This is a genomic window from Arthrobacter sp. UYNi723 (genome assembly GCF_054057635.1).
On sequence record NZ_JBSRZM010000008.1, the window covers coordinates 148,516 to 160,524 of the forward strand.

The following is a 12,009-nucleotide window of genomic DNA, read 5'->3' on the forward strand; positions in this document are numbered from 1 at the left end:
CACTCTTAGTAATTTTTGGGGGCGATGATGCGAAACCTAATTCCGAAAGGCATCCTCCGGAAGGTGCTCCTGCCGCCCACGTACGGCCTGCACCTGACACGGGGCGCTGAGTTCACGGTGCTCTCCGTCGAAGTCTGGAGCACGTGCCTGGTGGCCAACATCCACGTGGAATCCGCTGCCGGGAGGGCCATCCCGGAAATTGCCATCGAGGACCATTGGGGCACGCTCTACACATTGCGGGATTCGGCCAGTGTGGGCTCGCGGAACCTGCAGGTATTCACCCCGTCCGTGCCGCCCGGCACCAGAAGCCTGACCATCAGGTCCACGGACGACGCGAACGCCCGCCTGGTTGTGACGTTTGCCGTCCCGCGGATGCAGGAAGCGGACCAAACAGCCAAGGCGCCGGTTTCCCGCCCGGTCCGACTGCGCCGTCCGGCCTAGAAGCAGGCCAATCAAGAACGCACTCACAGCCGGAGTGAGAGAGCGTTCGGGAAAATTCTGCAGGATGTGAGAGAGCGTTGATGGCGGGCAGGCGTATCCTGATCACGCAAAGACGTACCCGCCCAGCGTGAGAGGGGAAGTTCCATGACCATCCCGCCAGTGCACGAACCAGAGCCGTTCCCGCCGGAACCAGGCCCGGACCCCTTTAACCCGGACCCCACCCATCCCGGCCACCCGGGACCGGACAGGCCCAGCCCCATCCCGACGCCGGAACCTCCCGGCCCACTGCCCGTCCCGGATCCGGGGCCCGCACCGCTGCGCCCGGACCCCACCCGGAGCTAAGTCACCAAGTGAAACGGCCCACGGCACAGCCGGGGGCCGTTTCACTTGGTGCCCGCCCGCTGGTGCCAGGCATTCACCCCCGGCGTACTACCCGCCCGCGTACTCGGGCAGCCGGCCTTCGCGCATTGCCGCGGCCACCTGGGCGATCCCGCCATAGTCCGGGAACACCACCGACGCCCCTCCTGGTGCCGTGCCCACCCCGGCCGTCGGCAGGGTCAGGCTCACCACGGCGTTGGGGTCGATGCCGCGCATGCCGTAGGCCAGGATTGCCACGCCCACAGGATCAAAGCCCTGGTCCACCGTGAGGTAACCTCCCGCAAAATTCACCAGGGCCCGCACCGCAGTCACATCGTGCAGGGCGCCGTCGCTGGTCAGCCGGGCAAGGATGGCGCGGAGGAACGTCTGCTGGTTCCGGACCCGCTGGAAGTCGCCGTCGACGAAGGCGTAGCGCTCGCGGACGAATTCCAGTGCCGCCTGGCCGTCGAGGTGGTTCACTCCCGGTGTGAAGACGTGCTGCGTTTCGTGGGTGGATTGGAACGGCACGGTGACGTTCACGTCAATTCCGCCCAGCCCGTCGGTGAGCGTCCTGAACCCGTTGAAATCCAGCATGACGGTGTGGTCGATGCGGGTCCCCATCAGGGACTCCACCGTCCGCGTGGCCAGCGGGATTCCGCCCACCTGCAAGCCGTCGTTGATCTTGGAGAAGCCGTAGTCGGGGATGCTCACGTACAGGTCCCGCATGAGGGAGACCACGTGCACGCTGCGGCGGTCGGCCGGGACATGGACCAGCATGAGCGTGTCGGCGCGGTGGTCCTGCGATTCGCCCGTGGCTGCGGTGTGGGCTGCTTGCTCCCGGGCGTTCGCGCGGCTGTCGCTGCCGATTACCAGGATGTTCATGGGCGCGGCGGGGAGTTCCGCGATGGGTTCGGGCGGCGGGGGAGGGGCCGGTGCCGGGGGCGGTGGCGGTGTCGTCTCCGACGGAGTGGGGGTGGCGGTGTCAGTGATGGTGGGCACCGGGGCCGCAACTTCCGCGGCAGGCTTGGTGAACAGCAGCGCGGACACGGCGACGACGGCCACCAGTACCAGCGACAGCACCGCCGCGATCACGCGGCGCCGTTTCCGCGCGGCAGGCGCAGCAGGCTCGGGGCCGGAAGGGGCCGGGCCGATCGGATCAGGACCGTTTGGGGTGCTCACCATGACTTAGTGTCCGCCCTCGGACCCGGTTCCGGCTACAACGCGGAGCGTGTCGTTTCCGAGCCGTAACGTACGACGGCGGCGCGCCGGTTTAAGCGGAAACGTTCAGCCGGGCGTGCCGCAGGATGGAAACGATGGCAGGGGCCAGTTCGTCCTCCATCTGGCGGTAGATCTCGGGGCTGCGCCGGTAGGGGTCGATGATGTCGTTCTCCGACGAATCCGCCGGCAGTGACAGGTGCCGGACGGACGCGGCGCGCGCGGGGAGCCCACGCCAGAAGGCGGTGTTGGCACTGAGGGGATTGCCGCCGTCGGCCGATACCGGAACGTTTGCGGCACTGTCCGCACGCTCGTCCAGGACGTCGAGCATCCGGGCGAACTCGCGGATGGTGAAGGTGCGCTTGAGCAGGGAGGCGTCCAGCTGGAGCACTTCGCCGCGGTGGCCGGAGGTCATGGTGAGTACCAGGTCCACGCCGCGCAGGATCTTGCTGGTCAGCTGCCGCGAGACGAAACCGTCCGGGTTCCCGCCAAAAGTGCGCACAATGTCACCGGACAGCGGCTGCATCGGATCGCCCACCATGGCCCGGGTTCCGGCGCTGGTGACCTCAAATCCGCCCTGCCTCACCTGGTCCAGCCCGGCCTGCAGCAGCCGTTCAGCCACGGGGGAGCGGCAGATGTTGCCGGTGCAGACCGTCAGGATCCTCACGGGTGCGGGGGCAGATGCGGGGGATTCCACGGAACTTCTCTTTCCAGCCGATGCGCCGGACCGGTGCGGCCCGTCGTGTCTTTCAACTTAACACGTGCGGGTGCCGACGCCCCCAGCACCGGATGCCGCCGTCGTGATTTTTCGAGTGAAGACCCATCCTTGGAGGCATGGTGGTACGAATCACACTTGACCACCGGGATTCCCCTGTGGGCGCTAACCAAGGAGTGAATCGTGAAACGGAATACAAAGTTAGCTTTTGGTGGTGCAGGTGTGGCACTGCTGGCGGCTGCGTCGCTGGGTGCCATGCCGGTAATGGCCCAGAGCCCAAAGTCCGAGGAGAAGACAGTCACGCTGAGAGCCACACTCACGGAGCTTAATGGCTCCGGGGCTTCGGGCACAGCCACTGCTGTTGTCCGCAACCAGAAGATCCAGCACATCGAGGTCCACGCCACCGGGTTGACGCCCGATGCCCCGCACGCCCAGCACATCCATTACGGCAATCAGGCCCTGAACGAGTGCCCCACGCTGGCGCTGGACAGCAACGGTGACGGACGGCTGAATACTGTCGAGGGTGTTCCGGCCTACGGCCCGGTTGTGGTCTCGCTCAACACCACCGGTGACACCACCCCCGCCAGTTTCCTGGACGTTTCCCGGTTCCCCGTCTCCCAGGACGGCAGCTATGACTACAGCCGGGACAACATCGAATTTACTGATGTGGCCGGGACCGGCTACCCCGGTGCCGGCGGGCTCGGTACCGCCAAGCAGATCGCTGACTCCGTCCGCGAAGGCGAGGGCGTCCTGGTGATTCACGGGCAGGACTACGACGGCAACGGAACCTACAACTTCAGCGATCCTGAAGGTGCCAGTGAGCTTGACCCGGACCTCCCGGCAGAGGCCACTGACCCCGCCGCCTGCGGCGTCCTGCGCTAAGCGCGCACTTCCCCGCCCTGCGGGCCCCAGCAAGGCTAAAACCCCAGTGCCCTGCTTGGCCTGAAGGCGGCAATGAACAGCAACAGGTAGGGCCGGTCCGCGGAGTGCGGGCCGGCCCTTCCTGGTGCCTGACGGTCGGCCCCGGCGCGGATCCGGACTTCTTCAACCTCAGGACGGCCGCGCGGGGGCGTGCTGCTTTTCTGTCCGGGCCTGCCCGTACCGGGTGAGGCCGCGCGGCTTGTAGACAGACAGCACTGTGGCTACCAGCAGCACGATCAGAGCTGCGCCGGCGTCCGCGACGAGTTGGATCCGTATCCCTGTCATGTCCATGGACCCAAGGTCCGAGGCTGATGCGATCTCCGCCATCCGGGTCACTGGCTGCAGATGCACGAGCAGCAGGACGCTCGCCAACGACGTGATCAGGAGTTTGATCAGGACCCAGTAATGCCGGAAGAGGCCCCAAGCGGTCCCGAGGGCCTGGACTATTCCGGAGAGCAGTGAAGCCAGGCTTAGCGGAAAGATGACCGTCCAGCCGATGACGTTCATTCCGAGATACGCTGCCCGGACCAGCGCGGCATCGGTGGCCGTCAGCCCCGCGATCGCGAGAATCAAGAACGTCGCGACGGCGCCCAACCAGCCGACAGAGCAGGCAATGTGGGTGGTCAGGGCAACTTTACGCAGGCCCGGGGACATCACTTTCACGGCGTGTGGCTCATCATTCCGCCTCCGCTGAGATGGATAACAGCAAACGCCACCACGAGCACGGCAGCGGCGATGATGAAAGCCTTCACCCACCGGGGCATGGGACGCGCGGGGCGGGTGCTGAGCTTGCCACCCATGGCGGAATCGGCGGGTCGGTCTTCTGGGTGGTCAGTCATCGGTGTCCTCATTTTCCAGTGCATGTATCAGGGGCATCAATTGCTTCTTTTGCAAGACACTATGTATCGAGTATAACGATGTGTTCATTGCGTGTCGTGTTGTATGCTTCGTGAATGCCCAAGCTCTGGAATGAGACCATCGAGACTCACCGTGACGCTGTCCGTGCGGCCATCCTGGATGCCACTGCGTCGCTGGTTGCGGACCGAGGGTTGGCACCAGTCACGATGTCTCAGATTGCGCAGGCAGCCGGGATCGGTCGAGCCACTCTGTACAAATACTTCCCGGATGTGGAAGCAATTCTCACTGCCTGGCATGAGCGTCAGATCAACTCGCATCTGGAACATCTGAGCCAGGTCCGGAACCGCGCGGTGGGACCGGGCCAGCAATTGGAGTCCGTGTTGGAGGCCTACGCTTTCCTCTCCCACTCCGGCCCTGGGACCGCTGAGTTTGTGCGGCTTCATCAGGGAGCCCATGTGGGGCTTGCCCAGCAGCACCTAAGGGGGTTCCTGGCAGACCTGCTGCGGCAGGGTGCCGAGGCGGGCAGGTTCCGTCAGGATGTCGCGCCGGACGAACTCGCTGCTTTTTGCCTTCACGCTCTTGAAGCGGCCAGCGCCCTGACGTCCCGGGATGCGGTGCTTCGGCTGGTCAAAGTGACCATGACCGCGCTGCAGCCTCCGCCTCACGCAAATACCGGGAGCGGAGGAGGCGGCTCCTGACGATGTACATACTCACCCGAGCGAGGCGAGGAGTTCGTTGCAGGCGGCTTCGCAGCGGCGGCAAGCCGCTGCGCAGACCCGGCAGTGGCCGTGCATGCCGGCATGCTGTTCGCATTCGTCGGCGCAGGCCTTGCACGTGATGGCGCAGGCCTGCAATGCGGCCCGGGTGACGTTGGCGTCGTAGCCCGTGTGGCGGGACACGATGTTGCCGGTGGCGGCGCAGATGTCCGCACAGTCAAGGTTCGTGCGTATGCATTTGGTCAGCTCCGCCACCATGTCCTCGCTCAGGCACGCGTCAGCGCAGGCGGTACACGCCTGCGCACATTCAAAGCAGGCGGCGATACATTCGGCGAGCTTGTGCTGGTCGATGCTGCCCAGATCCTTCGGGTAAGCGTCGAGCATTTTGTGGGCGCTGGCGTGAGTCATTGTTCTCTCTCTTCCAAGGTTTTGAGCGGCGGGAACATCATGCAGCGGACCGGCTCGCGTGTGCTGCTGCAGGGGCCCTGTGGCAGTTCGTTTCTCGACTCCCTTTTTGGTGGGCAGCCCGGTCTTCCCACAGCGTAACGCGACCCCGGACGGGCCAGCTACCCCGTGCTTATACCTGTTTCCGGAGCAAGGACCTCAAGGTTTCATAACGAATTTGTAACTTATGCGTGTCGTTCTCTAGACTTGAGGACGTACATGCCCTCAGTGGGTATGGGTGTGACCGCTTCGCCAAACCCCGCCGGCGGTCCATGAACTTCTTTCTCAAGGCGGGGGCGGAGGACCCACAGACGGTGCCATGGAGCACCTTGGGGTGAAGCCGACCCTGCGACTGCCCTAAGGGCGTCCGCAGGGCAGCCGGACAGTCCACTCGTCCGAATCCGACAGCTAACTTCGCCGGCGCCGAGAGGACCACTATTTTGTCTGCCCGCCTCAAGCACGGCCGTCGCCGTGCCCTTCCTGCATCATCGTCTTCAGCCCGGCTGCGTGCTGCCTGCCATGAACCAAGCCTCCGGCTCCGCGGCCAGCAGTTCAGCGTGGCGGCAGCCGTTACCGGAATGATTGCCCTGACCGTGCTGTCCGCGGCGCAGGCTGATCCCGGCGCCCTGGGTGCAGCCCAGGACCGGCCTGCCGCCACTGCAGCTGTGGCCGCCGAACCCGCAGTCGCGGCAGCGGCCACCGCGGGACTGGCCTTTGACAGTCCGGAGGTCACCTCCCAGCCGGCACCTCCAGCGGCACCCGCAGCCCAGCCGGCCGGAACCGTCCAGGCGCCCGCGATCCCGGCCGCCGAAGCCCCCGCCCCCGCTGCTACGGGTCTGCGGGCCCCGCTTGCCTCGATGAACGTCAGCTCCACGTTTGGGTACAGGGTCAGTCCGCTCACCGGGGCGGCCGGTGAAATGCACACTGGAATAGATCTGACTGGAGCCTGCACCACGGCGGTTTTCGCCGCGGGCGCCGGTACCGTCACCGAGGCCGGGTGGAGCCAGTATGGCGGCGGTAACCGGATCGTTGTGGATCACGGCAACGGCCTGAAGACCACCTACAACCACCTGGCCAACATCGGCGTTTCCGTCGGGCAGGTCCTGGCCAAGGGCCAGCAGATCGCAGGAGTGGGCACGACCGGAAATTCGACCGGCTGCCACCTGCATTTCGAGGTCATGGTCAACGGCCAGACCGTTAACCCGTCCACGTTCCTCTGAGCCGCCCGGCCGCCCGCAGCTCAGCCGTCAATGCCTCCGGAGCAGGCTGCACCCGGCTCCGGGGCATCAGGGGACTGCGCATATGCGCTGATGAATGATGCGACCCGTGTGTCACTGGCGTCCTGCAGCGAGAGTTGGGCACCCCAGGCGGTGGCAGTGACCGGCGCGGACTGGTCACTGTCCGGACTGAGCAGGACGTAGGGTCTGTCCTTGGCAAGGTCGGTCAGCTTCCCGAGGTCGTCCGGCGGCAGGTCCGGGCTGTACGTGAGCCAGACGGCCCCGTGTTCCAAGGAATGGACGGCCCGTTGTTCGCTGACCGGCTCGGTGTAAATGCCGCAATTGGCCCAGGCGGCTGCGTGGTCTCCTCCGACGCCGGGCTGCTGCGGGTAGTCAACAGCGTTCTGAACGTGGTTCCGGGACAGGTCAGCAAACGTCTGGATCCCGTCGATGGGTTTCCTGGCGGCTTCGGCGGCGGCGTTGCGTTCCTGGATGGAACCGGTGACGGCGACGGCGACGGCGGTGATGATGGCGGCCGACACCAGGCCGAAGCTGCCATAAAGGAGGATATTGAACCGGCGCTGTTTGGTCCGCTGCTTTGCCTGGACGGCCGCAACGATGGCCTGGTGTTCTGTGCGTCGCTTCTTGGTACTGCTCATGCGGACATTCCTTTGCTGTGGAGTGTGCTCCCGGAGAGATGCGGGCGGGGTCTCACGGATGCGGGTCACTTAATGTAGGAGAAGAGCGCCATCATGCCGCGTTCGGCGTGGTAGGCGTTGTGGCAGTGAACCAGCCACTGGCCCGGGTTGTCGGCATCGAAGATCACGGTCACGGTCTCGTTTGGGCGGACAATGACCGTGTCTTTGCGTGCGCCGCCGGGACCGACCTGGAAGGTGTGACCGTGCAGGTGCATCGGGTGCCACATGTCCGTGTCATTAATGAATTTCACTTCGATGCGTTCGCCCTCCTTGATGTCGAACGCCTGCTCGAAAGGGTTGATCATCTCGAAGCGGCGGCCGTTGATACCCCAGTCGTAGTTTTCCATTCCGCCTGTGAGTCTGAGCTCGTGGATTCGGTCCGGCGTGCGGTCCTGGAGGTTAGCCTTGGGGTCGGCTTGGAGCTGGGCGCCGTCCAGGACCGTCCCTTCCAGCCTGTTCGGCAGCACCGCCGGGAGCGGCTGCTTGCCGGTGCCGGTGCTGACGAAGCCGAGGGCCTGCCCGGTTTTCCCTTCAGGGAGGGCCAACAGGGGCGTGAACCCTTCGGCAACTGTCAGCAGGGCATCGATGCGTTCGCCCATGCCGAGAACCACCGCGTCGGCGTCCTGGTGTAGGACGGGGAACCCGTCGGTGTGGGTGACGGTGATCTTCTGACCGGGAACACCGACGCGGTAGGCGGTGTCCCCGGCGGCGTTGATGATCCGCAGCCTGATGACCTGACCCGCCGTGGCCGGCAGGATCTGGGCCTGGTCCGGTGCTTTGGAGTTCAAGAGGTGGTATGGATAGCTCACGTCGCCTGCGTCTCCGCCGAGGAAGTCGCTGCGGGAGCCCATGAGCATGTGCTTCATACCCCTGCTCATCGATCCTCCGGACATACCCCCGGAAAGTTCGTTGACGACGTCGTCCGGGGTTCCGGTGATGCCGTCCATCCAGTCATCGAGGACGATGACCCAGTCCTTGTCATAGGTGAGCGGCTCTGCGGGGTCCTCAACGATCAGCGCTCCGTACAGGGCGCGTTCACGCTGCATGTCCATGTGCGAGTGGTACCAGTAGGTACCCGGATGGGGGAGTCGGAAGTCATAGCTGAACCCGGCCCCTGAGGCCACCGGCTCCTGGGTGATGTGCTGGACGCCGTCCTGGTCGTTCCGCAGCGCGAGGCCATGCCAGTGGATGCTGGTCTGCTCGTTGAGTTTGTTGGTCAGCGCCACGTTCAGCCGGTCCCCAACCCGCGCGCGGATCTCGGGCGCGGCCAGGCTGCCGTTGTACCCCCAAGTGGTGACCGGTTTCCCGGCCACATTGCTTTCAAACGCCCCCGTTTCCAGCGTCTGGTTCAGTGTTGTTCCGGTATGCAGTCGCTGCGCTTCGTACGCGGCCACCACCGGGTCGTCCGGCATCACCCGGTTTGGTGGAGGGACCCTGCCCGGCCCTGAGCACGCGGCCAAGGCGGCGGCGGCACCGGCGGCCGAAAGGCCCAGAAAGCGTCGCCGGTCCATCTGGATAGTTGGCGGGTTCATCTCAGATCCTTGAGGCAGTCGGGTCAGCCGGCGTCCGAGGGCCGGAAGGTGGCCCCGCCGTCCGTCGATACGACCAGCCCGGTGGAGGTGGCGGCCCAGACCCAGGGGTTCGCGCCCGAACCCTCCACCGCCGCTATCGCCTGCACCTCCCCTTCGATCCGTCCCGTCCGGGACCAGGTGGCCCCGCCGTCGGCCGAATAATGGACGGAACCGTCCGGTTCCACGCCGATGGCTTCGGTGGGGCTGGCGAAGGTCACGAACTGGATCACCGGGGCGGCCGGCGCCAGCGCCCAGGTCTTGCCGCCGTCGGTGGAGCGCTGCACCCCGTCGCGGGTGGTCGCAAGGACCGTGTCACTAAACGGGTCCGCGGCGAGGGCCGCCGGGATGAACCGGGCGGCGACAGCTGACCAGGTCTTCCCGTCCGGGCTCGTGCGCAGGGACCCGTCGAAGGCAACGATGCCGGACTTGGCCGACGTGAGTGCGTGGAAGTCCGATTCACCCTGGCGGGAGAGCTGCTCCCAGGTCGCGCCGCCGTCGGTGGATTTGATCAGGCCCACAGGGTTAGGCAGGTCTGAGCCTGGCCCGGGATGGCCCGAGGCGTAAAACACGCCCTGGTCAGGGCCCGCAGTGAAGCCCATCAGGTCGTTGGTGCCGCCGATTTTGGCGGCGGGCTGTGCGGTGACGTCGTACAGACCATCGTGGGTGGCCAGGAGAACCTGGTCCGTTTCGCGGTTCACGGTGAGGCCGTGGATGTGGCTGCTGGGCAGGGGCGATCCTGCCCCTGATGAGGACGCGCCGGTGGAACCGGCATCCGTCGTGGGAGACGAAGCGGGCGTGCAGGCGGCGATGGTGAGCAGAAGTGCGGTCGCGGCGGCGGCCGCAGCGGGACGGTAACGGTTGAAAGAACCAGCGGGCATGGGAAACTCCAAGTGGCGGAACGGAAAGTGTGGGTGATGAGGCACCGGCCCGTGGCCGGGCCGGTGCCTCGGGGCTGCTGCTACAGGGTGGCCAGCAGGCCCTTCATTTCCTGGATTTCGGTTTCCTGGGCGGTCACGATGTCTTTGGCCAGCTGGACCGCTTCGGGGTTCTTGCCGTCGGCGCTTTCGGTCTTGGCCATCATGACGGCGCCTTCGTGGTGGGCAATCATCTGGGTCAGGAACAGCTTGGCCGCCTCAGTGCCCTGGGCTGCATCGAGGGCGGTCATGTCCTCCTCGCCCATCATGCCGGACATGCTGTGCCCGCCGGCCATGCCGGAGGGCATTTCGGTGGGCTGGTTCCAGCTCTTGAGCCAGCCGGTCATTTTCTCGATTTCGGGCCCTTGGGCAGCTTTGATTCTGGTGGCCAGGTCCGTCACGGCCGCCGGGATGCCTTCCTTCTTCAGCATCAGGTCCGACATTTCCACGGCCTGGGCGTGGTGCGGGATCATCATCTGGGCGAACGTCGTGTCGGCTTCATTGACGTCGGCAGCCGCCGGTGCCGAGCTGGAGGACATTCCGGAGCTACCGTGGTTCATGCCCGGCGTGCTGCTTCCGTCGGAACCGGCGGTACCGGTGGAGCAGCCGGCCAGGGCAATCGCTGCGGCGATGGAAACGGCGGAAATGGTCAGGGTCTTTTTCATTAAAATCAGGGTCCTTCGAAGGATCAGCCGGCGTCTGGCGCCGTTGCGGATGTGTGCAAGGGGAGTGTGGGCCGGTTGGCGGCCCCGGCGTTCGCCGGGTTGCTGCGCAGGGTGCGCCGGGTACGCAGGGTGCGCCGGGCAGGACACGGCGCAGAGCAGTTTACGTCCGGCTGATGCAAAGATCGTCGGGGGAAGGACTGCCCGGCAGATAGGAATAGCTGGTGGTGACCAGGGCGCCGCCGGTGACGTCAAGAGCCGGGAAGGGCGTGGTGCCCGGCAGCGGCGCCGACAGGGAGGGGCTGGCAGGGGACAGGACACAGACCACATCCATCGCGGACATGGCCGGGCAGTTGCCGTCGGCCGCGCATGCGGACGCCGTCCCGGACGCCGCTGCCGCCGGAGCATCGGTAGTGGGGGATTGGGCTGCCGCGTGGTCCCCATGGTCCCCACGGTCGGCATGGGAGCCCTGGATCTGGGTCAGGGGCATGTCCGTGCCGGCAGAGGCTGCCGCGGGCATGGTGTGGGCGCCTGACATGATGTGCATCCCGAAAATCCCGGCGATGACAGCCAGCAGCCCGGTCAGCAGCCCTGCACGCAGCAGGAGCGCCCTGAAGGGGTTGGATGCTGTTGCTGCCACGGCGCTCCTCCTACTCGTGTGGGCGGGCCTGCTGGTTCAAGCCTAACGGCTTGTGGTTAGGCCTAACGACTTGGCCTTTGTCGGGTGGTTCTCTGGTTCAACGCACCTGGGCGGGATTGAGTTTCACGCGGCGCAGCAGCTGGGCGTTCAACGCCACCACGATGGTGGACACGGACATCAGTACGGCGCCGGCCGCGGGGGACAATACGACCCCCGCGAAGGCCAGCACACCGGCGGCCAGCGGGACGGAGAGGATGTTGTAGCCGGTGGCCCAGATCAGGTTCTGCCACATCTTCGCGTAGCTGGCCCGCGACAGGTCCACCATGGACAGCACCGCGCGGGGGTCATTGCCGGCCAGCACCACCCCGGCGGATTCCATGGCTACGTCCGTTCCGGCTCCGATCGCGATGCCGACCTCGGCCCTGGCCAGTGCCGGGGAGTCGTTGACACCGTCGCCCACCATGGCCACTTTCAGCCCGCGCGCTTGGAGTTCGGCGACCTTTTTGTCCTTGTCCGCCGGGAGCACTTCGGCGAAGACCTCGTCAATGTGCAGCTCTTCGGCCACGGCCTGGGCCACCTGGCGGGCGTCGCCGGTGATCATGGCAACCTTAATGCCCCGGTTCTGAAGGGCAGCCACGGC

The 12,009-nt window shown here is 65.8% G+C and carries 16 protein-coding genes and 1 riboswitch; of the genes, 5 read left to right on the forward strand and 11 right to left on the reverse strand.

What is annotated here, in order from left to right:
• The first annotated feature begins 27 nt into the window (after positions 1–27).
• The gene (locus ACVWY0_RS08810) at positions 28–441 is read left to right on the forward strand and encodes a hypothetical protein (RefSeq protein ID WP_485836354.1); all 414 of its coding nucleotides are present in this window, start codon (positions 28–30) and stop codon (positions 439–441) included.
• 144 nt (positions 442–585) lie between these two features.
• Positions 586–783: a hypothetical protein gene (locus tag ACVWY0_RS08815; RefSeq protein ID WP_252570151.1), complete on the forward strand. Its 198-nt coding sequence runs from the start codon at positions 586–588 to the stop codon at positions 781–783.
• 87 nt (positions 784–870) lie between these two features.
• Here the strand turns inward: ACVWY0_RS08815 and ACVWY0_RS08820 are convergent, their stop codons facing one another.
• Both ACVWY0_RS08820 and ACVWY0_RS08825 read right to left on the reverse strand, forming a co-directional pair.
• Complete coding sequence (locus ACVWY0_RS08820; protein ID WP_485836355.1) at positions 871–1,980, reverse strand: LCP family protein; 1,110 nt, start codon at positions 1,978–1,980, stop codon at positions 871–873.
• An 88-nt stretch (positions 1,981–2,068) separates the two neighbouring features.
• Positions 2,069–2,710, reverse strand: coding sequence for an arsenate reductase/protein-tyrosine-phosphatase family protein (locus ACVWY0_RS08825; RefSeq protein ID WP_485836356.1), 642 nt, complete (start codon positions 2,708–2,710; stop codon positions 2,069–2,071).
• 201 nt (positions 2,711–2,911) lie between these two features.
• On the opposite strand from ACVWY0_RS08825, the gene ACVWY0_RS08830 reads away from it, so the two are divergent.
• On the forward strand, positions 2,912–3,610 hold the full coding sequence (locus tag ACVWY0_RS08830) for a hypothetical protein (RefSeq protein ID WP_485836357.1): 699 nt from the start codon (positions 2,912–2,914) through the stop codon (positions 3,608–3,610).
• Positions 3,611–3,778: 168 nt separating this feature from the next.
• Here the strand turns inward: ACVWY0_RS08830 and ACVWY0_RS08835 are convergent, their stop codons facing one another.
• Positions 3,779–4,312 (reverse strand): DUF2269 domain-containing protein, encoded by a 534-nt coding sequence (locus tag ACVWY0_RS08835; protein WP_485836358.1) that lies wholly within the window; start codon positions 4,310–4,312, stop codon positions 3,779–3,781.
• Positions 4,309–4,488 carry a hypothetical protein gene (locus tag ACVWY0_RS08840; RefSeq protein WP_485836359.1) on the reverse strand — a complete coding sequence of 60 codons (180 nt, stop codon included), beginning with the start codon at positions 4,486–4,488 and terminating at the stop codon, positions 4,309–4,311. Before ACVWY0_RS08840 ends, ACVWY0_RS08835 begins: the two co-directional genes overlap by 4 nt.
• Before the next feature lie 114 nt (positions 4,489–4,602).
• Between ACVWY0_RS08840 and ACVWY0_RS08845 the strand changes: the two genes are divergently transcribed.
• Positions 4,603–5,205, forward strand: coding sequence for a TetR/AcrR family transcriptional regulator (locus tag ACVWY0_RS08845; RefSeq protein ID WP_485836360.1), 603 nt, complete (start codon positions 4,603–4,605; stop codon positions 5,203–5,205).
• Between the two features lie 12 nt (positions 5,206–5,217).
• Here ACVWY0_RS08845 and ACVWY0_RS08850 read toward each other — a convergent pair whose 3' ends face one another.
• The gene (locus ACVWY0_RS08850; protein WP_485836361.1) at positions 5,218–5,631 is read right to left on the reverse strand and encodes a four-helix bundle copper-binding protein; all 414 of its coding nucleotides are present in this window, start codon (positions 5,629–5,631) and stop codon (positions 5,218–5,220) included.
• Positions 5,632–5,934: 303 nt separating this feature from the next.
• A riboswitch (cyclic di-AMP (ydaO/yuaA leader) is annotated at positions 5,935–6,102 on the forward strand.
• Between the two features lie 5 nt (positions 6,103–6,107).
• On the opposite strand from ACVWY0_RS08850, the gene ACVWY0_RS08855 reads away from it, so the two are divergent.
• On the forward strand, positions 6,108–6,887 hold the full coding sequence (locus tag ACVWY0_RS08855) for a M23 family metallopeptidase (RefSeq protein WP_485836362.1): 780 nt from the start codon (positions 6,108–6,110) through the stop codon (positions 6,885–6,887).
• Positions 6,888–6,907: 20 nt separating this feature from the next.
• Here ACVWY0_RS08855 and ACVWY0_RS08860 read toward each other — a convergent pair whose 3' ends face one another.
• From ACVWY0_RS08860 to ACVWY0_RS08885, 6 genes are all read right to left on the reverse strand, one after another.
• Positions 6,908–7,543, reverse strand: coding sequence for a thioredoxin-like domain-containing protein (locus ACVWY0_RS08860; RefSeq protein ID WP_485836363.1), 636 nt, complete (start codon positions 7,541–7,543; stop codon positions 6,908–6,910).
• A gap of 65 nt (positions 7,544–7,608) precedes the next feature.
• Positions 7,609–9,114, reverse strand: coding sequence for a multicopper oxidase family protein (locus ACVWY0_RS08865; RefSeq protein ID WP_485836364.1), 1,506 nt, complete (start codon positions 9,112–9,114; stop codon positions 7,609–7,611).
• A 23-nt stretch (positions 9,115–9,137) separates the two neighbouring features.
• On the reverse strand, positions 9,138–10,031 hold the full coding sequence (locus ACVWY0_RS08870; protein ID WP_485836365.1) for a F510_1955 family glycosylhydrolase: 894 nt from the start codon (positions 10,029–10,031) through the stop codon (positions 9,138–9,140).
• Positions 10,032–10,111: 80 nt separating this feature from the next.
• Positions 10,112–10,732: a DUF305 domain-containing protein gene (locus ACVWY0_RS08875; RefSeq protein WP_485836366.1), complete on the reverse strand. Its 621-nt coding sequence runs from the start codon at positions 10,730–10,732 to the stop codon at positions 10,112–10,114.
• A gap of 160 nt (positions 10,733–10,892) precedes the next feature.
• A complete protein-coding gene (locus ACVWY0_RS08880; protein WP_485836367.1) occupies positions 10,893–11,369 on the reverse strand; it encodes a hypothetical protein in 477 nt (158 codons plus the stop codon).
• Between the two features lie 97 nt (positions 11,370–11,466).
• Positions 11,467–12,009 (reverse strand): HAD-IC family P-type ATPase (locus ACVWY0_RS08885; protein WP_485836368.1); only part of this gene is annotated, 543 nt, incomplete at its 5' end.

Coding starts and splice junctions, on each gene's coding strand:
- ACVWY0_RS08860 (WP_485836363.1), bottom strand. CDS start 7,543: ATGAGCAGTACCAAGAAGCGACGCACAGAACACCAGGCCATCGTTGCG.
- ACVWY0_RS08875 (WP_485836366.1), bottom strand. CDS start 10,732: ATGAAAAAGACCCTGACCATTTCCGCCGTTTCCATCGCCGCAGCGATT.
- ACVWY0_RS08820 (WP_485836355.1), bottom strand. CDS start 1,980: ATGGTGAGCACCCCAAACGGTCCTGATCCGATCGGCCCGGCCCCTTCC.
- ACVWY0_RS08845 (WP_485836360.1), top strand. CDS start 4,603: ATGCCCAAGCTCTGGAATGAGACCATCGAGACTCACCGTGACGCTGTC.
- ACVWY0_RS08850 (WP_485836361.1), bottom strand. CDS start 5,631: ATGACTCACGCCAGCGCCCACAAAATGCTCGACGCTTACCCGAAGGAT.
- ACVWY0_RS08865 (WP_485836364.1), bottom strand. CDS start 9,114: ATGAACCCGCCAACTATCCAGATGGACCGGCGACGCTTTCTGGGCCTT.
- ACVWY0_RS08810 (WP_485836354.1), top strand. CDS start 28: ATGCGAAACCTAATTCCGAAAGGCATCCTCCGGAAGGTGCTCCTGCCG.
- ACVWY0_RS08870 (WP_485836365.1), bottom strand. CDS start 10,031: ATGCCCGCTGGTTCTTTCAACCGTTACCGTCCCGCTGCGGCCGCCGCC.
- ACVWY0_RS08840 (WP_485836359.1), bottom strand. CDS start 4,488: ATGACTGACCACCCAGAAGACCGACCCGCCGATTCCGCCATGGGTGGC.
- ACVWY0_RS08815 (WP_252570151.1), top strand. CDS start 586: ATGACCATCCCGCCAGTGCACGAACCAGAGCCGTTCCCGCCGGAACCA.